At 53.2% G+C, this 22,231-nt stretch carries 18 protein-coding genes; 4 read left to right on the forward strand and 14 right to left on the reverse strand.

What is annotated here, in order from left to right:
* The first annotated feature begins 40 nt into the window (after window positions 1-40).
* Window positions 41-697, forward strand: coding sequence for a hypothetical protein (locus tag FBF24_02725; protein ID QCT40790.1), 657 nt, complete (start codon window positions 41-43; stop codon window positions 695-697).
* 51 nt (window positions 698-748) lie between these two features.
* On the opposite strand, the gene FBF24_02730 is transcribed toward FBF24_02725, so the two are convergent.
* Genes FBF24_02730 through FBF24_02760 form a run of 7 tightly spaced genes read right to left on the reverse strand, consistent with a single transcriptional unit; the run spans window position 749 to window position 8,253 of the window.
* Window positions 749-1,291, reverse strand: coding sequence for a hypothetical protein (locus FBF24_02730; GenBank protein QCT40791.1), 543 nt, complete (start codon window positions 1,289-1,291; stop codon window positions 749-751).
* Window positions 1,292-1,304: 13 nt separating this feature from the next.
* Complete coding sequence (locus FBF24_02735; GenBank protein ID QCT40792.1) at window positions 1,305-1,865, reverse strand: hypothetical protein; 561 nt, start codon at window positions 1,863-1,865, stop codon at window positions 1,305-1,307.
* A complete protein-coding gene (rsmD, locus tag FBF24_02740) occupies window positions 1,858-2,436 on the reverse strand; it encodes a 16S rRNA (guanine(966)-N(2))-methyltransferase RsmD (protein ID QCT40793.1) in 579 nt (192 codons plus the stop codon). Before rsmD ends, FBF24_02735 begins: the two co-directional genes overlap by 8 nt.
* Entirely contained in the window at window positions 2,399-3,217 is an 819-nt protein-coding gene (locus FBF24_02745) for a hypothetical protein (GenBank protein QCT40794.1), read from the reverse strand. The genes rsmD and FBF24_02745 overlap by 38 nt, the downstream gene beginning before the upstream one ends.
* A gap of 10 nt (window positions 3,218-3,227) precedes the next feature.
* Complete coding sequence (recG, locus tag FBF24_02750) at window positions 3,228-5,270, reverse strand: ATP-dependent DNA helicase RecG (protein ID QCT40795.1); 2,043 nt, start codon at window positions 5,268-5,270, stop codon at window positions 3,228-3,230.
* A complete protein-coding gene (locus FBF24_02755) occupies window positions 5,267-7,033 on the reverse strand; it encodes a phospho-sugar mutase (protein QCT40796.1) in 1,767 nt (588 codons plus the stop codon). Before FBF24_02755 ends, recG begins: the two co-directional genes overlap by 4 nt.
* A 2-nt stretch (window positions 7,034-7,035) precedes the next feature.
* Entirely contained in the window at window positions 7,036-8,253 is a 1,218-nt protein-coding gene (locus FBF24_02760; GenBank protein QCT40797.1) for a tyrosine--tRNA ligase, read from the reverse strand.
* Window positions 8,254-8,326: 73 nt separating this feature from the next.
* On the opposite strand from FBF24_02760, the gene FBF24_02765 reads away from it, so the two are divergent.
* On the forward strand, window positions 8,327-11,035 hold the full coding sequence (locus FBF24_02765; GenBank protein QCT40798.1) for a penicillin-binding protein: 2,709 nt from the start codon (window positions 8,327-8,329) through the stop codon (window positions 11,033-11,035).
* Window positions 11,036-11,111: 76 nt separating this feature from the next.
* Here FBF24_02765 and FBF24_02770 read toward each other — a convergent pair whose 3' ends face one another.
* Genes FBF24_02770 through nusA form a run of 5 tightly spaced genes read right to left on the reverse strand, consistent with a single transcriptional unit; the run spans window position 11,112 to window position 17,971 of the window.
* A complete protein-coding gene (locus FBF24_02770; GenBank protein ID QCT40799.1) occupies window positions 11,112-12,017 on the reverse strand; it encodes a hypothetical protein in 906 nt (301 codons plus the stop codon).
* A 25-nt stretch (window positions 12,018-12,042) separates the two neighbouring features.
* On the reverse strand, window positions 12,043-13,392 hold the full coding sequence (radA, locus tag FBF24_02775) for a DNA repair protein RadA (GenBank protein QCT40800.1): 1,350 nt from the start codon (window positions 13,390-13,392) through the stop codon (window positions 12,043-12,045).
* Entirely contained in the window at window positions 13,392-14,369 is a 978-nt protein-coding gene (locus FBF24_02780) for a hypothetical protein (protein QCT40801.1), read from the reverse strand. The genes radA and FBF24_02780 overlap by 1 nt, the downstream gene beginning before the upstream one ends.
* Window positions 14,353-16,809 (reverse strand): ATP-dependent Clp protease ATP-binding subunit, encoded by a 2,457-nt coding sequence (locus FBF24_02785; GenBank protein QCT40802.1) that lies wholly within the window; start codon window positions 16,807-16,809, stop codon window positions 14,353-14,355. The genes FBF24_02780 and FBF24_02785 overlap by 17 nt, the downstream gene beginning before the upstream one ends.
* Window positions 16,810-16,849: 40 nt before the next feature.
* Window positions 16,850-17,971: a transcription termination/antitermination protein NusA gene (gene nusA / locus FBF24_02790; protein QCT40803.1), complete on the reverse strand. Its 1,122-nt coding sequence runs from the start codon at window positions 17,969-17,971 to the stop codon at window positions 16,850-16,852.
* A 370-nt stretch (window positions 17,972-18,341) separates the two neighbouring features.
* Between nusA and FBF24_02795 the strand changes: the two genes are divergently transcribed.
* Window positions 18,342-18,671 (forward strand): hypothetical protein, encoded by a 330-nt coding sequence (locus tag FBF24_02795; GenBank protein QCT40804.1) that lies wholly within the window; start codon window positions 18,342-18,344, stop codon window positions 18,669-18,671.
* A gap of 75 nt (window positions 18,672-18,746) precedes the next feature.
* Here the strand turns inward: FBF24_02795 and gap are convergent, their stop codons facing one another.
* Window positions 18,747-19,775 carry a type I glyceraldehyde-3-phosphate dehydrogenase gene (gap, locus tag FBF24_02800; protein QCT40805.1) on the reverse strand — a complete coding sequence of 343 codons (1,029 nt, stop codon included), beginning with the start codon at window positions 19,773-19,775 and terminating at the stop codon, window positions 18,747-18,749.
* 66 nt (window positions 19,776-19,841) lie between these two features.
* Between gap and FBF24_02805 the strand changes: the two genes are divergently transcribed.
* Window positions 19,842-21,365 (forward strand): bifunctional (p)ppGpp synthetase/guanosine-3',5'-bis(diphosphate) 3'-pyrophosphohydrolase, encoded by a 1,524-nt coding sequence (locus tag FBF24_02805; protein QCT40806.1) that lies wholly within the window; start codon window positions 19,842-19,844, stop codon window positions 21,363-21,365.
* A gap of 331 nt (window positions 21,366-21,696) precedes the next feature.
* Here the strand turns inward: FBF24_02805 and FBF24_02810 are convergent, their stop codons facing one another.
* Window positions 21,697-22,230, reverse strand: a complete 534-nt coding sequence (locus FBF24_02810; protein ID QCT40807.1) for an inorganic diphosphatase — start codon at window positions 22,228-22,230, stop codon at window positions 21,697-21,699.
* Window position 22,231 lies beyond the last annotated feature (1 nt).

The raw sequence follows: 22,231 nt of genomic DNA on the forward strand, positions 1-22,231 counted from the left end.
TCTACAATATCTGCAAGTTAGTTAATAACGAAGGGTAACTATGGCTACAGACTTCCAGGAAAAAGCTTGTGAAAAGGCTTTGCGTGAGTATCGTAAAAAATATTTAACAAAGAAAGAAAACCTCAATGCTGATGAGTCAACGGCACGCCTGATGGTCAATAGCCTGCTCAGTATGGTGCTTGGATATACTCTCATTGACGAGATTAAAACAGAACATATGATTCGTGGTACATATGTTGACTACGTTGTGCAGTTAAATAAGAAAATTCATTTTATTGTTGAAGCAAAGGCCACCTCTATTGACCTCAATGAGCGCCACCTCAAACAGGCTGTTGACTATGCCTCAAACGAAGGTGTTGACTGGGTGATCTTAACTAATGGTCGCTGCGTCGAGCTTCACCGTGTTATCTTTGAAAAGCCGATTCGCTCACAGCGTATTTTTGCCTATGACTTAACCAATTTATCAACAATTAGAACTGCAGCAAAGCACCTAGTGAACCTCACCAAGAAATCTGTGCTCAGAGGTGATTTAGATAAATACTGGAAGCGTTTTGATGCGCTAACCGAAGACAACATGAGAAAGGCTATTAAGTCACCCGATGTTATTCGTAGCCTGAGACTGTTCATTAAGAAAAAGTCGACTATCAACTTTACCGATGCCGAGGTTGCCAAGGCGATTGACAAACTAATCAGTTAATTACCGTGCTTTCACCAAGGCTAGACCTGTCACCCCGCCAACAATCCCCTGCTAATACAGCTGCGCCCACGACGCAACATATCTATTGAGTCCATTTGGGCCGAGCCGCCCTGCACCGATACACTTCAACCTCAACTGCTGACCCAAGCCATTGACCGCAAAGAACGCGGTTGGATCCGGGCCACGCAGCACTCGTACCGCCCCCTCAATTGGCCGATCATTTAACTCAGCCTTACCAGCCACCGACACCCAGCCGATATAGAATAGCAACTTATCAAGCTCATCACCACTACCCTCAAACTGAGGCTGCAGCACCCCATATTCATACCAGCCGCCAGCAACTGGCATCTGAAATCGTGGCGTCCCTTTATCTGGCACCTCTTCCTCGGCCTCTGGCATGATAAGTGCTTTCTCCGGATCAATAGCATCCGGGTCAACTTCGTGACATGACCATGGGCTGGAATGATTAATATCATGTGCACGCCCTCCAGCCGCCAGCAGCCGCAGTGGCGATATCGCTACGTCCGCCATTCGTTTTAGCAAACCGTATGGGAGTGGCCGTAGTGGCGCTTCACTGTCAAATTGCTCTTTCATACTCGCCTCCTCCTTATAATAATCGTATCTTTGGATAGTTATTATCACCGAGCACGCCAGTGTCTATAATCTCCAGTCCGATCTGCGTTCCATCAGGATGTACCGCAAAAAACTCTGTCTCTAGGTGTGCCGGCCCGCTCAACATTCGCACGTATTGATCATTGATTGGCAGACGATGGACTATCGACTGCTTTACCTGGCCACTCCCACGTTCACGCACTATCCAGCCAATATGAAACGGCGGCTTAGCCCGCAGCACGCAATAATGCCGCCAACCAACGAGCCCTGGCGCATGAAAAAGAAATGAAAAGCGGCCCGGCAGTAGCTCGTCTGTCTCACCATTCGTCGTCACCGTCAGCGCTGGATCTATCAGCGATGGATCAATATCACGCTGGCAATGCCACGGGTGGGTCTCCTGCATACTGTCTCGGCGAAAACCGCCCAACATAAACATCAGCGGCCGCATTGCTACGTCCGCCATTTTCGTCCATAACGGTAGGGGTTCAGGGCGAAGAGCCGAGTGATTGTGTTCGTCTCGCCGTTTCTCCATCGTCACCTCACTGGCGTCAGCCACTTATCTCCTTACGGAAGTAAGTGAGGTGCGCACCCCCATAACTACGATTGTCCACCACAACAATTCCGTTCTGAATTGGCACCTCACCTATTCCTGAGTGTGATAATACCATATGTCCACCCGGTTTGAGAAGTCCCATTAGTCGCGAGACTGTGGAAAACTGCGGGTTGTGGTATGGCGGATCGGCAAAAATAATATCAAACTCCTCTGTTACGCTCATGCTTTCCAGCCAATTTGATACCGTTGTTTTTATTACAATAGCATTTTCGCTGGCACCCACGGTGCTAATATTTTCAGCAATCACCCGCTGGGCAACGCGGTCTCGCTCCACAAAAACCGCCGACTCGGCGCCGCGGCTGAGCGCTTCCAAACCAATCGCACCGGAGCCAGCAAAAGTATCCAGTACCCGCGCGCCACGCACGGTTTCGCCCAGTGAATTGAACATCGCCGAACGGACTCGCTCGCCCATGGGATGCGTTGTTGAGCCTGGCGGGGCTTGGATGAATCGTCCGCCAAATTCGCCAGCGATAAGCTTAACGCGCACGCTGCTCCTCGGCCAGCCACACCGCACTCAGCCAGCCCAGCACCACCGCACGAATAATCAGCGGCATCAGTTGACGATTGGTCTGCCGCGCCAGCTCCGTCGTCCAGCCAGTCTTGGCAAACTTTTCATACATGGCCATATCCGCCACCTCGTGAACGCAGCCGAGATAAAACGCCCGAAAGCCCGCCTGGCGTACCTCCTCAATGTCGCGCTGCTGCGGCAGGCCAGTGGCAAATCGTTGGTAGGCCACCACGCTAGCGACGCCCGCCTCGAACGCCAGGTGCATAGTCATCACGCCCTTTGCGCCCCAAAATTCCCAGTTATTGCGCAGGGTTTTGAGCACCGTTTCGCCCGGCATGAGGCTCTTTTTGATCAGCGAATTACGGGTCTCCATACCCTCACCGCGCAGCTGAGCCAATTTCTCCTCCAGCGGAAAATGGTGTGGCGGCGTCAAGCCATCAGTGATCGCGTGTGCCATCCATGCTGCCTCAAACGCCGCTCGCTCACAGTTGTCAGCACTGAGCGCCGCTGCCAGATTAGCAATATGTTGATCAACCATCTCGAGGAGTGCTACGTCATTTGGATCGTGCGGGTCAATGAAATGCCACGGCTCATCAACGGCCGGACTTTTCCGCTTGATACCATCAGGTCCATTATTACCCTCGAAATGCAAAATCTGCCTGCTCGACGGAAAGTTACACCACGACGGCAACAGCTGCACGATGTGCCGCCGCGCGACCCGATCAATTTTTTGATGAACACCCATCAGATTGCCTGATTTGGTGTGAAATGTGGTTCCTGAATACATACTTATCTCACTAATTTAGTGTCGTTAATCGCTGATAGCGACTGACGGCACGCGCCAGATGGTTATATTGTAGCAAATCCTGCCCCTCTTTGACAAAGCGCTCGGCCTCCGTTTGCGCACGAGCAATCAGCGGTGTGTCGCTCAGCGAGGCAATTTTTAGGTTGAGCGCACCATGCTGCGCTCGTCCGTAAATCTCGCCAGGGCCGCGCAATTTCAAGTCGACTTCCGCCAAATAAAAGCCGTCTTGCGACTTCTCAATCTCTCTGAGGCGCTGGCTTGGCTTGTCATGGCTCGACATCATCAGATGACAAAAGCTCTGGTACTGGCCGCGTCCAACCCGCCCGCGCAGCTGATGAAGCTGGCTGAGCCCAAAGTTATCGGCATTTTCGATGAGCATGACCGTAGCGTTCGGCACGTTGACGCCAACTTCCACCACCGTGGTGCTCACTAGCATATCAATGTCGCCGTCCGCGAATTGCTGCATAACCGCGGCTTTTTCCTCAGGCGGCAGTTTACCGTGCAACAATCCGACGCGGCGATGACGAAACATCGTTTTCGCTAATTTGTAATATTCCGCCTCGACCGATTTTTTGTCATTATCAGGATTATCGTCAATCAACGGGCAGATGACATATGCTTGGCGACCCTGAGCTAGTTCATGGTCGATGATTTCATAGAGCTTCGGTGCTGAGGCTGGCGACCAAATTTTCGTTGCAATCGGCTGACGGCCGGCCGGCAGCTCGTCCAAAATCGAGATGTCCAGCTCGCCATACAAGGTCAACGCCAAACTCCGCGGAATCGGCGTGGCGGTCATGCTGAGTAGATGCGGCATGTAGTCTGCCTTTTGTAACAACGCCTGCCGCTGCTTGACGCCGAACCGATGCTGCTCATCAATCACCGCAAACCCCAGTTTGTGGTACGTCACTTTTTCCTGAATCAGCGCGTGCGTACCGACCACCACGTTAATGTTGCCATTTGCTAAATTATCCAGCAGCTGACGCCGCTGAGCACCCTTGACATGTCCCGTTAGCAGCGCCACTGACACGCCAAACGGCGATAACAGCTCATCCAGCGTTTTGGCGTGCTGAGCCGCCAAAATCTCCGTCGGTGCCATGATGGCCGTCTGAAAACCAGCCTGCGCCACCTCTGCCGCCACCACCCCAGCGACCACCGTTTTACCCGAACCAACGTCGCCCTGCAACAAGCGGTTCATCGGATGTTCGGACTCCAAATCTTGCAAAATCTGCCAGGCGGCGCGGCGCTGCGCGTTAGTCAAGGGAAATGGCAATTTCTCAACAAATTGCTTGACGACCGGCTGATTGAACGGGATACGCCAGCCGGTCAACTTGGTTTGTTCCTGCTTATTCAACTGCGCCGCCAAGATCATTTCAAACAATTCTTCAAACGCCAGACGCTCACGGCCGCGGACGATTTCCTCGTGATTTTTCGGCGCATGAAGAAACCTGACAGCTTCCGCGCGGCTGACTAGTTTTTGCCGCTGGACAATGTGCTCCGGCAGCGTCTCGGGCAAAAACTCCATGATGGGACGCAGATGTTTCAGCAAATCCTGCACGGTTTTTGGGCGAAGGTTTTTGATAGATTTGTAGACTGGATGGATGCCCGACGTAGGCTGGGCGTCGGACGTATCGTTTTGCTTAGCCAGCTCGACAGATGGATTGCTAATCTGATAGCTGTTATATTGCATACCAAACTGGCCGGAAAACATGAAGTCGGCGTCGGATCTCAACTGCGATTCGCGGTACGACTGATTGAACCAAACGGCCTTGACCTTGCCAGAATCATCCGCCAGCACCGCCGTGGTGACTCTCAAACCTCGGCGCACAATCCGCGTGGAAATCGACTCGCAGCGCGCCCGCACTGTCACCTTACCCGGCTGAAGATCAGCGATGTTGACTGCCGCCGAATAATCATCATATGCCCGCGGCAAAAATTCCAGAGCATCCGCCACCGTCTCCAACCCTGCCACCGCCAGCGCCTGGGCGGTTTTGGGGCCGACGCCTTTGATGTGTTCCAGGGGAGTTGTTAGTTTCATTGCACTCGGCTGAGCGCCTCAGCCTGCAGCGCCTCGAATAGCTGCTTGAGGGCGTCTTGTACTCGTGTATAGTCCTCTTCTGGATTTGTCGTCTCTTCATGCCACTGTATATAGAATTTCAGCTTTGGCTCAGTACCACTCGGGCGAATCGTAATACGGCGGCGTGAATCACCACACTCAAATACCAGTACATTACCCTTGACGCAATTAATTGCCGTGGTCGTCCCATCGGCTGCCGTTCGCACCAGTGTCTGATAGTCGGATACCGCCGATACTACCTGATCGCCAATCATCTTTGGTGGATCGGTGCGCAGTGAGTTCATAATCTGCTGCATCGTTGCAAACCCTTCGGCACCCGGATAAATAGCAACTTCGAGCCGCTCCACATACAACCCAACTTCACGATACAGCTCCATCAGCTTATCAACGAGCGTTTTTCCCTGCTGCTTGAGTTCAGCCGCATATTCTGCGAGCGCCAGCGCGCCAACCGCGCCGTCTTTGTCACGAGCATAGTCGCCCTTGAGCAGGCCATAACTTTCCTCACCACCCAGCACAAACACCTCATCAGTGCCTTCTTTCTGGCGAATAACTTCACCGATATACTTAAAGCCAATCAGCAGGTCGCCGTAGCAGGTAGCACCATAGCTATCTGCCAGCGCCTTCATCATATCAGTTGTAACGATGGTCTTAACGATGTAATGCTGCGGGGTGACGCCGCCTCGCTCTTGCAATTTCCGGAGGGCATAATCAGTCGCAAGTGCGGCGGATTGATTGCCAGTCAGATAGATCGGTTGGCCGTGATGATTCACAATTACACCAATTCGATCAGCATCAGGGTCGTTGGTAATCGCAATGTCAGCTGATATTTCCATCATCTTTGCGACGACCATATCGTTAGCAGCGCGTTCCTCGGGATTTGGCTTACGATTAGCAATCGTCGGGAAATTGCCATCCGGCACCATCTGCTCATCAACCGTCGTAATCTGAGTAAATCCAGCCCGACGCAATACCGGTAGGACATTAGTCTGCCCCGCACCATGGAGCGGTGAATAGGCGATTGTCAAATCACGCTCCTGACCGTCAGCTTGCGCCAGTACCGCAGCATAGTACGCCTCGTCAACATCCTGACCGATAATGGTAATCTTGCCCTCAGTCACTGCTGCCTCAAAATCTGGCTCAGCTAACACCTCGGTCACCGCTGCCGCCGCGTCTAGGATACCTCGGTCATGCGGCGACACCACCTGTGCGCCGTCATTCCAATACGCCTTAAAGCCATTATCAGTCGGTGGATTGTGGCTGGCTGAAATCACGATTCCGACAGCACAGCCAAGGTGTCGCACAGCAAAGCTCAGCTCCGGAGTCGCCCGAAAGCTATCAAAAATATATGTCTTAAATCCATTGGCGGCACACACCCGCGCAGTGTATTGGCTTAGCTCTGGCGAGGTTAAGCGCGTATCGCAGGCAATGACCACACCTTTTGCTGGCGCATCAGGATCAAACTGCTGGGCATAGCGACACAGTGCTTGCGCCGATTCACCAATCGTGACGCGATTGATGCGATTTGAGCCGACTCCTGTCGTGCCGCGTCGACCGCCAGTACCAAACTCAATTACCTTGAAAAATGCGTCTTCCAGATCTTGCCACTGCTCATTTGCAATCATCTGCTCTAGCTCTACCTTATATTCAGCATATTTTGGCTCTGTTAGCCAGCGCTCGATGTTGGCCGCTGCTTCTGCTGATACGTGTTGTTTGACTGAGTCCATGACTATTCTCCTTCCATAATTAATACAAACGTATTTTTACCCTTTTTGAGTAGCGACGTGGCGTTAACGGCTTGGTCTTCAGCTATTTTTTCGCCATTGAGGCTGATGGCGCCAGATTTGAGGAGGCGCCTCGCCTCACCGTTAGAACTGACTACACCAGAGACCACCAACGCTTCGATCACGCCGACGCCGACATCAACACGTGGAATTTCTTTGGCCAGGGTATCCAAGTCGTCGTCTGACAATTGCCGGAAATCGCCGCCACCAAACAGTACCTCCGTCACCCGCTCCACTGATTCGCGTCGATTAACACCGTGAACGATGTCGGTGACTTCACGCGCCAAGACTTTTTGAGCTGAGCGTGCGCCTGGATTGACCGCGTGGTTTTCGGCAATGGCTTCAATGGTATCGCGATCAAGCATGGTGAAAATCTTCATGTACTCAATGGCGCTTTCGTCATCAACGTTCAGCCAGAATTGATAGAACTTGTAGACGCTGGTTTTGGTTTCATCCAGCCAGACGGCGCCGCCTTCGGACTTGCCAAATTTGCGCCCAGTTGACTTGTTGATGAGCAGCGGCGCGGTCATAGCGTAGACTTCGGTGTTTTCTTTTTTGCGGATCAGTTCCACACCTGAGAGCAAATTGCCCCACTGATCAGAACCACCGATTTGCAAATTGACACCGTGATGCTTGAACAGATGCCAAAAATCATAACCCTGCAGCAACGTGTAAGTAAATTCCGCAAAACTCAAACCTTTGCCATTAGCAATACGCGCTTTGAAAAACTCACGACCGATCAAATCTGCCATGTTGAAATTCTTACCAATGTCGCGGAGGAACGACAACAATTCCAGATTGCCCAGCCAATCTGCATTGTCCACCAGGGTAAAATCACGTCCAGCAAAAATTTGCGAGACCTGCGCCTTTAAGGCTCGTTTATTGTACTCAATCTCTGCATAAGAAAGCAGACTCCGCTCCTCGGTGTCACGCATATCGCCGATCATGCCCGTGCCGCCACCAACCAGCAGAAACACCTTGTGACCGCGCTCCAAAAAATGCCGCACCATCATGTAGACCGCGAGATGCCCAACATGTAGACTGTCCGCCGACGGATCTGTCCCCAAATAGAGCGTAAAATTTCCCGAATCAATACGCTCATCATCGGTGAATGTCGCTTGATTCCAAAACCCGCGCCACTTTAGCTCCTCTGATAATTGCATATTCCTCCTTTTCTCAGTAATAGTATAGCAATTTTATGATTGAAGCGAAACATAGGCGTGATATAATGATAGTGTGAACAAGAAACCCTCAGATAAGCAGTCGGGCTCCAGCGCCAAACCAGCGCCATCACGTCCGCACCCAAAGCCAGTAAAACGGCTGAGTGTCTATGCAAACTTGGCGAATAAGCGTCGGCTCAAGAAGGATAAGCGCTCCCGCGAAAAAGCGGAGTACCTGGCGAGCCTACCAAAGCACCCCGTCAAGCGGTTCTTTTACCGCCTTCACCCGAAGCGCGTCTTTCGCTATTGGTTCTCAAAGCGTGGCGGCTTGATGGCGCTAAAAATTCTCGGTGTCGCCATCGTTGTGATGATTATTCTGATCGGCGGCCTGTTCGCCTACTTTCGTAAAGACCTCGACAAGATCCGCCCGGGCGAACTCGCCAAGCGTGTCCAGACAACGGTCACCAAGTATTATGACCGCAATGGCGAGCTCTTATGGGAAGATAAGGGTACCGACAATTATAAGCTGGTGGTTGAGGCTGATAAAATTAGCGACTATCTCAAGAAAGCAACTATCGCCATTGAGGATCGTGATTTCTATAAGCATCACGGTATTAGTATTAGTGGCCTGACCCGCGCTATGTTTAGTACAGCATCAGGTCGACAAGTTCAGGGTGGCTCGACGTTGACGCAGCAGCTCGTCAAGCAAGTTTTTTTCGCTGAGGATGCCGACAAACGCGGCCTCAGCGGTATTCCACGCAAAATCAAGGAAATTATCCTGGCAATTGAAGTTGAACGCATGTACAACAAGGATCAGATTCTCGCGCTCTACCTCAACCAAGCGCCATATGGCGGTCGGCGTAACGGCGCAGAGTCGGCCGCTCAGACGTACTTTGGTAAATCCGCCAAGGACCTCACCTTGGCTGAAGCAGCCCTGCTGGCTTCAATTCCGCAAAACCCGAGTACATTTAATCCGTACAACATCACTGGGCGCAAGATGCTCCTGTCACGCCAGCATACAACACTAGACTACATGCTGGAACAGGGCTACATCACTGAAGCGCAGGCCAAAGAAGCCAAGCAGTATCCGATCCTTGACAAGATCAAGCCCGAGACCGAGCAGCTAGCCGGCATCAAGGCGCCGCATTTCGTGCTCATGGTGCGCAATCAACTGGAGCGTGAACTCGGCAAAGCGGTCGTTGGCCGCGGCGGACTGACCGTTAAGACGACGCTGGATTGGAGGATTCAGGAGAAGCTCGAAACAGAGATGAAAGCCTTCTTTGAATCGGGCCGTCCGGGTCGAGTGCGCATTAGTAACGGCGCGGCAACGGTTGAGGACGCACAGACTGGACAGATTGTCGCCCTCGTTGGCAGTCGTGATTTTAATTATGCTGGCTTTGGGCAGGATAACGCCGCCACCGCCTTTATCCAGCCGGGTTCGACCATCAAGGCTTTCGACTACGCCAAACTGTTTGAGAATCGCGGCAGTAATCAACAAAATTACGGCTCAGGCTCAATCCTCAGCGACGAGAACATAGACAAGATTTATGGTGCCAAGCTGAACAACTGGGATCGACGATTTATGGGAAGTATTTCTATTCGCCGCTCGCTAGCGCTTTCCCGTAATATCCCAGCGGTCAAGGCAATGTATATCGCAGGCAACGGCTCGCCAAAACCAACTGTTGACTATATTCACAACATGGGTAATACCAATTATTGCCAACAAGAAGAAGCGGCCGGCGGCTACGGCTTGTCAGCAGCCATTGGCGCCTGCGGTACAAAGCAGACCGAGTTAGTGAATGCTTATGGCACCTTTGCCCGCATGGGCGTCGCTAAACCAAGCACCAACGTCCTCGAGGTAACCAACAGCCAGGGCGATACGCTAAAGAAATGGAAAGACGAGAGCAAACAGGCAACCGACCCGCAAGTCGCCTACATCATCAATGATATCTTGGGTGACGCGGACGCGGCGCGTGACTTGCACGGTTACGGTGCAATGAATGTGCCTGGCGTTAGAACCGCCGCCAAGACTGGTACTACCGACAAAAACGGCCACGCCAAGGATGTCTGGATCGTTAACTATAGTCCGGCGCTAGTCATGGGTATGTGGCTCGGTAATTCCGACACCAGTACCATCAACACCCCGAACTCGGCCTTTGGTATGCCGGTGGTGCGCAGCGTCATGTCATTTGCTCACAACGAGGTCTATGCCAAACAGGGCAAATGGAAGCCAAATGATTGGTTCAAGCGGCCAAATGGTATCCAGCAGCAAGGCAAAGAGCTCTATCCATCGTGGTGGAATAAAAAACAGGGCGAGACTACTGAAAAGATTAAGTTTGACCGCGTCTCCAAGAAAAAGGCGACAAATTGTACGCCAGCTGACGCCATCGAGGAAATTGAGGTCACCAAGACCATTGACCCGCTCACTAAGAAACCATCATACTCAGCGCCTGAAGGTTACGACGCCAACGCTGATGACGATAAGCACAAATGTGATGACGCCAAACCAAGTGTCAGCCTATCGCTTTCTGGCTCTGGCTCCAGCCGCACCATCACCGCCCGCGCCACCAACGGCACATTCCCGCTCACCTCAATTGACATCCTCGTTGATGGTCGCAGCGTCAAAAGCGAGTCGATCTCCGGTAGTGGCGGTAGTGTTTCGGTTGGCGTCCAAGTTGATAAACCAGGTCGACACACCATTCAAGCGATTGCCCGCGACGAAGGCTACTATACTGCATCAGACAGTGGTAGCTTCTCGGTAGGCAGCGGCTCAAGCTCCGACTAACTCGCGCCCCTTCCCCCGTGACACATAAAAACCAGACCGCTTTAGTCTGGTTTTTACTCCTTCTTAGCCTTAGCGATTATTGCTCATTAACCATCCGGATCAAGTCAGCCTCGCGCTGCGACTGAGTCTTGGGGCGAGTCGAACGGTGACCTTGAGCTGCAGCGCGTGGGGCGTCAGGCTTCGTTGCTTTGCTGGTTTGCGGCCGACGACCGGTGGAGCGCTGCTTGGATTGTTTGGGGGCAGCTTGAGCTGGTGACTGTTGCGCCGCCTCTTTTGCTTCTTTTGGCTCGGCGCAAACTTTCGCAAACATCATCTTGCCAGCGTCGGTCTGTAGGCTACGAATAATTTCAATGCGTTTTTTCTGGCCCAGGAACTTTTTGGCTTGCTCAACCACCACCATCGTACCGTCATGCAAGTAGCCGACCGCCTGATGAGAGTCCTGACCTTTTTGTGTTAATTCGAGCACCAGCTCATCGCCAGGTAGATAGCTCATGCGCAAACTCTTGGCCAGCTCATTGATATTGAGAATCTGAATACCTTCGACTTGCGCCACCTTATTCAGGTTGTAGTCCAGCGTCAGAATAGCAGCGTTCATTTCCTTGGCGAGTTGCAGCAAGCGGTTATCAACGCCCTCAGGAATGCGCATTGCGTCATCAAGCAGCGTAAATGAGCCACTCAACACATCTTTTAGTTCCTTCATGGCGTCCATGCCAAAGCGGGCACGCTCGCGCTTGGCGTGATCAGCACCGTCAGCCAACAGTTGCAATTCTATCAACACACTGCGCGGCACGATTATCTGCCCCAATAGGAACCCGGTTTTTGCTAGATCAACCACCCGGCCGTCCATCAGCACCGAGGTGTCAACCAGAATCGGCAGTTGCGTGCCGCTGCCTGCCTGTCGCCGCGGCTTGACCAGTAGATACATCTCCACCATGATGGCCAGCAGCATGATAATGATGAGAAGTTCAATTGTTTTTTCCATATTAATTTCCTTTTATCTAATAACGTTATTGTAAATAGTCGATCAGTGCCTGGCGTAAATCACCGACACCGCGCACAAATGCGTCCTTATGAGTTTTTGGCGCGATGGCGTAGGTAAAGCCGAGCTTCTTGGCCTCTTTGACGCGGGCGTGCCAGCCTTGAGCGGAGCGCACTTCACCGCCCAAACCAACTTCGCCAAACACCACGGCTTCGTCGCTGAGTTTGCGGCCAGCTGAGGCTGAGGCAATGGCCATGGCGACCGCCAAGTCCGCTGCTGGATCGCTGAGTTTCAAGCCGCCAACCACGTTGATGTAAATATCTTTGTCAGAGAGATTGAGCTTGGTGCGCTTTTCCAGCACCGCCACTAACAAATTCAAGCGGTTGAGGTCAAAACCGCTGGCTGCGCGCTTAGGGTAGCCAAAATTCGTCGGGTTGACCAGCGCTTGGATCTCCACTAGTAGCGGCCGCGCACCCTCCATGGTGGCGAGGACAATTGAGCCGTCAAGGTTTTGCCGCTCGGCTAGCAAGCTGGCTGATGGATTTGCCACAATCTGCAGACCGTCCTCACTCATCTCGAAAATTGCCGCCTCATTCGTCGAGCCATAGCGATTTTTCTGCGCCCGCACCACCCGGAAGCCGCCGTAGCGATCGCCCTCAAAGTTCAACACCACATCAACCAAATGTTCCAGGACTTTCGGCCCGGCGATTGAACCTTCCTTAGTGACGTGACCGACCAAAATCACTGCGGTGTTGGCGGCCTTGGCGGCGCGAATGATGACGTTGGATGAGTTGGTGATCTGGCTGACCGAACCCGGCGCTGAGGCAATGTCTGCCAGCGACAAGGTCTGAATGGAATCGACAATCACCAGATTGTACTGGCCAGTCTGGATGGAGGCGGCGATGTCTTCGGCGCTGTTGCTGGACGCCAGCTGCAAGTTCTCTGAATCAACCGCACCCAACCGCTCAGCCCGCAATTTGACCTGCGACACCGACTCCTCGCCGCTGACATAGAGTACTTGTTTCTGCCGAGCAATAAACGCCGCGACTTGCGCCAGCAGAGTACTTTTTCCAATTCCCGGCTGCCCTGCCACCAGCACCACGCCGCCTGGCAAAAAGCCACCACCGAGCACTGCGTCAAGGTCGGCGATGCCGGTTGCCAGCCGCGTCTGTTTGGTTTCGGCAGCCGTCTCACTGAGCCTAAGCGCAGTCAGCGCCTTACCTTTACCGCTGCTGCGAGCTACCGCCGAGGCACCCGTCTCAACTGGCAGTTGCTCAACCAACGAATTCCACTCGCCGCAATTTTCGCACTTGCCGACCCACTTCGGATAGCTGGCGCCGCACTGCTGGCAGATAAATTGTGATTTTGCCCGTGCCATCACTTGACCGCCTTTTGGCTATCGAGGCTTTGATTGAGCTGATCAATCTTGCGCCCCAACGCATTTAATTTTTCAACATCAGTGTTATAGGCATCGACCTTGTCCTGGATGGTTTGCTGTTCACGACGAAGCGCCAGACCGCGCTGACTCAGCCGGGTTCGCTCAGCCTGAAACTCAGCTTGCGTCTGAAAACCGCCCGTCGTCGCCCGCTGATTAAATGCTGCTACGTCTTGGTTATAGGCACTAATGCGTGCATGGTATGATGTCGTCAGCTGCTCAATTTCACGCTTTCGCCTGGCGAGACTGGCCGCCAGTGCATCAGCCTCGGCCTCGGCGCTAGTAAACTTTTCATTATACTGAGCATGCAATTTTAACAGCGCCGCTCGATTACTAAAGTATTCGGCATAGTGCGCCTCCAGCTCTGATCCGAGATCAGCAAACTCTGTACCCAAAATCGAATGCAGCTCATTGGCGCGCGTACCCGGCTGAGCCCGTTCATAATACGCCATCCGCTCCTCCAGCTTTTTAGTCTTGACCTTGACATAAGCCGCCTCTAGCAGCTCGCCCAGCCGCCGACGCTGCTCCGCCGAATAGCGCGACCACGCCACGTGCAGCATTTCGTGAGCCGCCGTCACCTCTTTGATACCGTCTAGCTCCGCGTTCTGCACGTTATAAATGTGAATGGTCTCTTTGGCGTGAGCGTAACAGCCGACGATCGGGCTGGCCTGTTCGACACGACGACAATCTTGATTAAATTGCGTAGCGTTTTCTAGCCGCGGCTGCGCCAGATAAAAGCTAAATTTAGCCTTATCAGTCATCGTTGCCCGCCGTGCCAATGTTGCTATGTCCTGGCTGGGCTGGTACTGCCAGACCCTGATATGATCCAGCACTAGCTGGCGATTGAGCACTAGCCAACTACCGCCGGCTACCAGACCCACAAATAGCACGACACTAACGAGATTACGCAGCCGTAACATTGATCACTACCTCACGATTTTTCGTGGTTGCCACCAACACCGCACCGGGACGGGCCTGACGAGACAATAAGACATCACTGAGCGGATCAGCCAACATCGTCTGAATCGTCTGCCTGAGCACCCGCGCGCCACGCTGCTCATCAAATCCGTTGTCTATGATACAACGCTTAGCGCTCGGCGTGATGACCAGCGTCATCTGCTGCGCTCGCACTGCTTCTTTAAGCTCGCTGGCGAGATTATCAAAAATCTTGCCCACCACCGGCCGAGTCAAACTCTTGAAATTCACCACCGCATCAAATCGCCCGATTAGCTCCGGCCGCAGTAACTCCTCCAGCTCGCGTCGCGCCGCCCGAGCGTTGCGCTCATTCACATCGTCCGCCCGTGAGGTACCGTCACTGTGCGAGCCAAAGCCCAGCTCACCGTCGCGCACCATCGCCTCGGCGCCAACATTGCTGGTCAAGATCACGATTGTCTGCTGGAAGCTCACCGACCGTCCGTGCGAATCGCTCAGCTTGCCGTCTTCTAAAATCTGCAGTAGCAAGTTCAGTACATCTGGATGCGCCTTTTCAATCTCATCAAACAGCACCACGCTGTACGGCTGCCGGCGAACCTTGTCGGTCAATTTGCCGCCCTCATCATAGCCAACATAACCAGCTGGCGCACCAATCAACTGACTGGCCGTATGCCGCTCTGAAAACTCACTCATGTCGATCTTGATCAAACTATTGTCGCCGCCAAACACTTCCCGTGCCAATACGCGAGCTAGCTCCGTCTTGCCCACACCAGTCGGCCCGAGAAAAATGAACGACCCAAGCGGCCCCGACCGCCGACTCAGCCCAGCCCGCGCCCGGCGAATGGTTCGTGCCAATGTCGCCACGACCCTCTCTTGGCCAAGCACTGACCGGCCCAGTCGCTGCTCCAGTGCCGCCAGGTCTTTACGCTCATTTACCGTCACTTTTTCCGCTGGCACACCAGCCATCGCCGCGACCGCTCGCCGTACATCATCCTCGGTTAGCTCCGGCAATGCTGGATCGTCAGCCGGTAGTTGCTTGGCCTGTTGCTCCAGCTGTTTGATGCGAACCTTGAGTTCAGCCGCGCGTTGATACTGCTCAGCCTCGACCGCCGCATCGAGCTTGCCCGCTAGCTGTTTGATCCGCCGTGCTAGCTGTTGCTGTTTGGTCGGCTTGGCTGGCCGCTGTGTACTGACAAGCGCCGCTGCCTCATCGAGTACGTCAATCGCCTTGTCCGGCAAATGACGCTCCGTCACGTAGCGCTGGCTGAGGGCCACGCTCAGCTCGATCATCTCATCAGAAATCCGCAGCCGATGATGTGTCGCCAGCCGACTGGCTAGCGCCCGCACCATGGCCACTGCCGCCTGTTCATCCGGCTCCGCTACCGTCACCGCCTGAAACCGCCGACTGAGGGCCGCGTCTTTCTCGATATGCTTGCGATATTCATCAAAAGTCGTCGCGCCAATCAGCCGCACTTCGCCGCGCGCCAACGCCGGTTTTAATACGTTAGCCGCGTCCATTGAACCTTCCGCCGAACCAGCACCAACCAGCAAGTGCAGCTCGTCAATAAACAAAATAACTTCCTGATGTTTCTTAGCAACCGCCAAAACTTTTTGCAGCCGCTCCTCAAATTGACCGCGATATTTCGTCCCGGCAATCATTGCCGTCAAGTCCAGTTGAAAAAGCCGCTTTCCTTTCAAAAACTCCGGCACCTTATTATCGGCAATTTTTTGCGCCAAACCCTCAACTACCGCAGTCTTACCGACGCCCGGCTCGCCGATTAGCGCTGGATTATTCTTACTGCGGCGTCCCAGTACTGTAATCATCCGCTGAATCTCCGCCGCCCGGCCAATCACTGGATCTAAAAATCCCTCGCTGGCCCGCCGCGTCAAATCTACGCCAAATTTGTCCAGAATTTTCAAATCGCCCGACTTCTTAGTCGCCGTACCGCGATCACTTTGCAGCGATTCAAACTGCTGCTTATCAAACACATCTTCCAAACTCCCGCGCAAATGTTCAATATCAATATTCATATCGCGCAGCAATTTGGTCGCCCGCGCCTCGTGCTGCTGCAACATGCCATATATAATGTGTTCAGTGCCAACTCGCTCCTGTCCAAACTCTACCGCTAATTGCCACGACGTCCGTATTAGTTCGACCACTTCAGCGCTCAAACCCTTCTGTACCACCGTAATTACCAGCGGCTTGGCAGTCAAATTTAACGCCAATTCTGCCCGATCCAAGGTCACGCCGCTCTCTGCCAAAATCTTCGCGCCCAGCGACGAATTCTGCGCCAGCACGCCGAGTAAAATATGCTCGGTACCGACATAAGCGCTGCCATCATTATGCGCCAGCGAACCAGCCCGCTCCAAACTCGCGCGAGCCGTTTCCGTCAATCGAGATTCCAATTCAGAAAAATCTTCCGGCATATCGCCCTCCTTTCGTTTTCGGCGATTCTCACGAGGCAGCCTATTCCGCCACCTCCTCAACCACGCTCATTAAACTATCCTCAATGTTCTTGCGAGGTTTTGCTTCAGGCTTAGCAGCCGCTTTCGCCTCAATATCCAGTTCATAGCCAGTCAGCCGGCTTGCCAAGCGAACATTCTGCCCAGCCCGGCCGATGGCCACTGACTGCTGATCCTCGCTGGCATAGACCGTTGCTCGCTTTTCATCTTCATTGACCGTCACACTGAGCACCTCTGCTGGACTCATGGCATTCGCGATGAAGCCAGCCGCATCTTCCTCAAATGGAATGATGTCAATTTTTTCCTGCTCGCCGATTTCGTTCATCACTGCCTGAACACGCGTACCGTGACCGCCGACGAACGTACCGACTGGATCAACACCTGGCAGCGCCGATGCTACCGCTATCTTAGTACGGCGACCCGCCTCGCGGGCAATGGCTTTGATCTCCACGGCGCCCGTTTCCATCTCTGGCACTTCCTGGCTGAACAAGAACCGCACAAATTCTTCATTACCGCGGCTCAAAATCAACTGCGGACCACGTCCCTCGCGCTCGATGTCCTTGATATATACCTTGACGCGGCGACCAACGCCGTAGTACTCGCCAGGAATTTGCTCGGACTGCGGCATGATACCGACGGCCTTACCTAGCTCAATGCGCACCACGCGCGGCTCAACTCGCTGAATTGTACCGGTCACCACCGTGCCAATTTTATCCTCAAATTCTGCCAACACCACCTCACGCTCTGCCTCGCGCAGCCGCTGCAAGATCACCTGTTTGGCGGTCTGGGCTGCCACACGACCAAACGTCGTCACGTTGTGGGTCTCGACCGTCACTTCGCTACCCAGCTCAGCTGCCGGGTCAACAGTTTTAGCTTCGTCCAGGCTCATTTGGTTGACGTCATTTTCGACTTCTTCAACCACGGTTTTGACGACCGACACCACAGCCGTGCCGCTATTGATATTCAGGCTGGCGCGCACCAACTGCTCGCGCGTGCCGTTATCACGCCGCCACGCCGCCGCGATAGCCTGCTCGATCACCTCCAAAACCGTTTCTTCTGGCAGGTTCTTTTCCTCGGCAATTGTGCGCACCGCCAATGTCAACTGCTTAATATTCAAATCTTCCATATTAGCTCCTTTACGCTATATTATTATACTACGTTTCATTGCAAACGCCCAAGAGACGAAAAACTCCGACCTGATTGGCCGGATATGCTAGTAGTGTAGCATACTCAGCCAGGCAGCGTCAAGCTCAGCCATCTCATTCGCCCATGTCAGCCTGCGAACGAGTATAAGCATCTAACAGAGGTAGTGACTCATAGCCATCCACAATCTTGACAAAAAGCATTGACATTTTCTACTAATAGTGATATATATATCAGCCTTTTGACAACTTACCGTAAGTTTTGTCAACTGCGCTTCGCTGCCCTGGGTCGGATACCTACGGTGGCTTGAGGCGCGGAACGGCCGCACCTCAAAAAGTGGAAAGGAAAGCACTGTGCTTGAAGGGCTGACTATCATCATCGGCGTGATCATTGTTCTCGGGGGGATTCTCGTTTTGACTTCTGAAAATGATAGTCTGGCGTTGACCAACGGGATCATGTTCACAACCCTGGGTCTAACGGCACTCTTCTGGACTGCAAGAGGTACTGTCCAGTACCTCAGCAAGGACTCATCCTTGCTGTGGCTGTACAGGCCGCTCGCTACCTTGCCCGAATGGGTGGGGTACGTCGGGCTCGCGGTCACCGCGGGCCTTCTGATTCTGAGTGTCGTTTTCTTGGTGGACGATTTCGTCCACCTTCCCCGACGGAAAGGAGGTAACTACTGAGAGGTGCGGGGCGGGATTGACGTTGCTACGTCTCCCGCCCCACTCACATCACTGAACTTATTTTATAGATAGAACTTATGACATTGCTGGCTGCTGGAGGTAGTGGCCAACGTCCGCTACCAGCTCGACCAGACGATTAGAATACCCCCACTCGTTATCGTACCAGACCATGATTTTCACCATATTGCCACCAACGACCTTGGTCAGCGGCAGGTCAACGATGCCAGAATGTGAATTACCGATAAAGTCGCGGCTGACCAGCGGCTCTTCACTGACACCCAAAATCCCTTGATAGAAACTATCGGCGGCGGCTTTCTTGAATGCCTCATTTACCTGCTCGACCGTCACGTCACGCCGCAGCAAGGCCGTCACGTCACTGAGCGACACCACCGGCGTCGGTACGCGTACACTCAGGCCGTCGAACTTGCCGGTTAGCTGCGGCAGGGTTTTGGTCACGGCGATGGCCGCACCTGTCGTTGTCGGCACGATGTTCTCGGCCGCGTTGCGACCCTCGCGCAGATCCTTAGCCGGTGCGTCCTGCAGGCGCTGGCTGGCGGTATAGCTATGCACCGTCGTCAGCATTGATTTTTCCACGCCAAATTCCGCATCCAGAATCGCCATCACTGCACCTAAGCTATTGGTGGTACAGCTGGCATTAGAAACTATCGGCGTCGCGTCCTTGATCTTGCTGTCATTGGTGCCGAGCACAATAGTATCGACGCCGTCGGATTTGGTCGGCCCACTGATGACCACACGCTTAGCGCCGGCAGTCAGGTGCTTGCCCGCGCCATCTTTATCTGTAAAGAATCCGGTCGATTCGATCACCACGTCAACACCCATCTTGCCCCACGGCAAGTTCGTTGGATCTTTTTCGGCCAGCACCTTGACAGGTTTCCCGTCAACAACCAGTTCGTTTTCTGTAAAATCAACTTGGCGGCCATATTCCCCGTAATTGCTATCGTGTTTTAATAGGTACGCCAGTGTCTTCGTGTCCGTCAAATCATTGATCGCCACGATCTCCAGATCGCTGCGCTCACGTGCGATCTTAAAGGCACTGCGCCCGATCCGTCCAAAACCATTAATCGCTATTTTCGTTATCGCCATACAAGTATCCCTCCCGAGTAGCATTAGCTTTTTACTAATTATACTACAAAGTTGTATAATGAAACTATGACGCGCGAGGAATTACTACACCTAGCAACACCGCAGTACGATGAAGTGCCGGTACTGGTGTTAGATAGCGCTATTGATTACGCTACCAAAAAATATGCCGGGCAAAAACGCAAGAGCGGCGAACCCTACATCACGCACCCGCTGGCGGTGGCTGGGATTTTAGTGGAATGGGGCATGGATATCGACACGGTGATCGCTGGCGTGCTGCATGATACGGTCGAGGATACCGATGCGACACTGGATGAATTAGAAAGTTTGTTTGGCCGCGACATTGCCTTTCTGGTTGATGGCGTAACCAAGGTTTCACAGGCGCGCGCTGGTATGCGCAGCCTTGATAGTTATTTGCCGCACACCAAAGATAACCTCGCCAAACTGATGATCGCGGTCGGAGAGGATATCCGAGTGATTATTATCAAGCTGGCGGATCGGCTGCACAATATGCGCACGCTTCAATATATGCCGCGCGACAAGCAGAAGAAAATCGCCCGCGAGACAATTGAAGTGTTTGCACCATTAGCAGACCGACTCAATATGGGGCGGGTGCGCGTGCAGCTAGAAGAGCTCAGTTTCCGATTTTTGATGCCCAAGGATTTTCAGCGCACCAAGAGCCTGATGGACAGCCGCCTAAAGAAAAGCCAGCGCAAACTCGCCAAAGTCCGCCGCGACGTTACGGCGCGCCTCCAGAGTGAGAGTCTGCAATTTGAGATGGACGGCCGAGTGAAAAGCGTATATAGCTTGTTCAAGAAGCTCGACCGCGTTGGCGATATTGATAAGATTTACGACCTGATCGCCCTGCGCATCATCGTCGATGATTTAGCGACCGGCTATCTGGTACTGGGCGTGCTGCATGAGATGTACCAGCCGTTTTACGAACGTATCAAAGACTATGTCGCCAACCCTAAGCCAAATGGCTATCAAAGCCTACATACGACGATACAAACGCCGACCGGGCAAATCGTTGAGTTCCAGATCCGCACCCGAGACATGCACGAATACGCCGAGCGCGGTTTGGCGGCGAGCTTTCATTATAACGAGCAAAAGATGTCTGACGCCTACCGACAGGGGCGAATTGCTGCACTGCCGACAGATTTAGCGTGGATTCGTGACCTACAGGAGACGGCGGCTCGGGCACGCGAGGGTAAATCATTTGACTCAGAGAAATTCCGCATGAAGCTATTTGAGGATCGAATCTTCGTCTATTCACCCAAAGGCGATATTTATGACTTGCCGCGCGGCGCCTTCCCGCTGGATTACGCGTACCGTATCCATTCCGACATCGCAGCGCACGCCAGCGGCTTTAAGGTCAATGGCGTCATGAAGCCATTTACCTACGAATTGCAGCACGGCGACGTCGTTGAAGTTTTGACCAGCAAATCTGCCAAGCCCAAGCCAGCCTGGCGCGACATGGTCATCACGCCGCACGCCAAAACCAAACTGCGTATGCAACTGTCAAAAAGCGGCGGCGTACTAGCACATTTGACCGGATTAACCGACGGCGTTTCATCGCTGTTTCGACGGTAAGCAAAACACTCACACCTCATCCCAGAGACTGTGGCAGCCGCGACACCTCCTCCGCCAGAGACTGTGAAACGTTCGCGAGGAGCGGACGTTTCAGCCGAACGCTCGCGAGAAATCTCCAGTGGAGATTTGAGCGAAGAGTGTACTCTGGCGGCGGACGGTGGAGCGGCTGCTGCGGTTCGTTTTCCAGCCGTCTCCTCCAAGTCGAATGCATCCGGCAACGCCGTCTGCAGAACTATCGACTTGTCGGAGAGACTGACGGTCACGCTGTAACAAATACGCATACCCGATTCTTGCAAGATGCGATATCGCTTTGCTTTGCAAGATAGTAGTATTACGCCTGCTCGTTCCAGCGCTCAATCGCCGCCGCTACAACCTGCTTGGCAGCATCAACGCCAGCAAATTCTTTGACAATGGTCGAGCCTGGCTTTTTCAGATCCTTGTAGTGATTAAAATGGAATTCAATTTGCTTAATCAGCTGCGCTGGCAAATTTTCCAGTGACTGAATGGCGTTTCCAGTATGACGATCGTCGCTTGGCACGGCGATAATTTTATCATCAACCTCATCGTCATCAACAAACTTCATCACGCCGAGGATTCGCGCCTCGACTACCAGCCCAGTCGTCAGCGGCGTGTCCGTGACCAATAGCACATCCAGCTCGTCGCCATCCTCGTCCAGCGTTTGTGGAATAAAACCATAATTAGTCGGCTTGGCAAAAATCGCCGGATCAACCCGATCTAGCCGCATGACGCCAACTTTTCGATCCCATTCAATTTTATGATTTGACCCAGCCGGAATCTCCACGACAACGGTGATTTCGCCGTCCTGATAGTTTCCCGGTGTTAATACTTGGTTAAAATCTGCCATA

The organism is Candidatus Saccharibacteria bacterium oral taxon 488, assembly GCA_005697215.1.
GTDB lineage: Bacteria > Patescibacteriota > Saccharimonadia > Saccharimonadales > Saccharimonadaceae > Nanosynbacter.

Excerpts from the sequence above, each read along its gene's own strand:
- FBF24_02725 (QCT40790.1), top strand. The coding sequence starts at position 41 with ATGGCTACAGACTTCCAGGAAAAAGCTTGTGAAAAGGCTTTGCGTGAG.
- FBF24_02730 (QCT40791.1), bottom strand. The coding sequence starts at position 1,291 with ATGAAAGAGCAATTTGACAGTGAAGCGCCACTACGGCCACTCCCATAC.
- FBF24_02745 (QCT40794.1), bottom strand. The coding sequence starts at position 3,217 with ATGTATTCAGGAACCACATTTCACACCAAATCAGGCAATCTGATGGGT.
- recG (QCT40795.1), bottom strand. The coding sequence starts at position 5,270 with ATGAAACTAACAACTCCCCTGGAACACATCAAAGGCGTCGGCCCCAAA.
- FBF24_02755 (QCT40796.1), bottom strand. The coding sequence starts at position 7,033 with ATGGACTCAGTCAAACAACACGTATCAGCAGAAGCAGCGGCCAACATC.
- FBF24_02760 (QCT40797.1), bottom strand. The coding sequence starts at position 8,253 with ATGCAATTATCAGAGGAGCTAAAGTGGCGCGGGTTTTGGAATCAAGCG.
- FBF24_02770 (QCT40799.1), bottom strand. The coding sequence starts at position 12,017 with ATGGAAAAAACAATTGAACTTCTCATCATTATCATGCTGCTGGCCATC.
- radA (QCT40800.1), bottom strand. The coding sequence starts at position 13,392 with ATGGCACGGGCAAAATCACAATTTATCTGCCAGCAGTGCGGCGCCAGC.
- FBF24_02780 (QCT40801.1), bottom strand. The coding sequence starts at position 14,369 with ATGTTACGGCTGCGTAATCTCGTTAGTGTCGTGCTATTTGTGGGTCTG.
- FBF24_02785 (QCT40802.1), bottom strand. The coding sequence starts at position 16,809 with ATGCCGGAAGATTTTTCTGAATTGGAATCTCGATTGACGGAAACGGCT.
- nusA (QCT40803.1), bottom strand. The coding sequence starts at position 17,971 with ATGGAAGATTTGAATATTAAGCAGTTGACATTGGCGGTGCGCACAATT.
- gap (QCT40805.1), bottom strand. The coding sequence starts at position 19,775 with ATGGCGATAACGAAAATAGCGATTAATGGTTTTGGACGGATCGGGCGC.
- FBF24_02805 (QCT40806.1), top strand. The coding sequence starts at position 19,842 with ATGACGCGCGAGGAATTACTACACCTAGCAACACCGCAGTACGATGAA.
- FBF24_02810 (QCT40807.1), bottom strand. The coding sequence starts at position 22,230 with ATGGCAGATTTTAACCAAGTATTAACACCGGGAAACTATCAGGACGGC.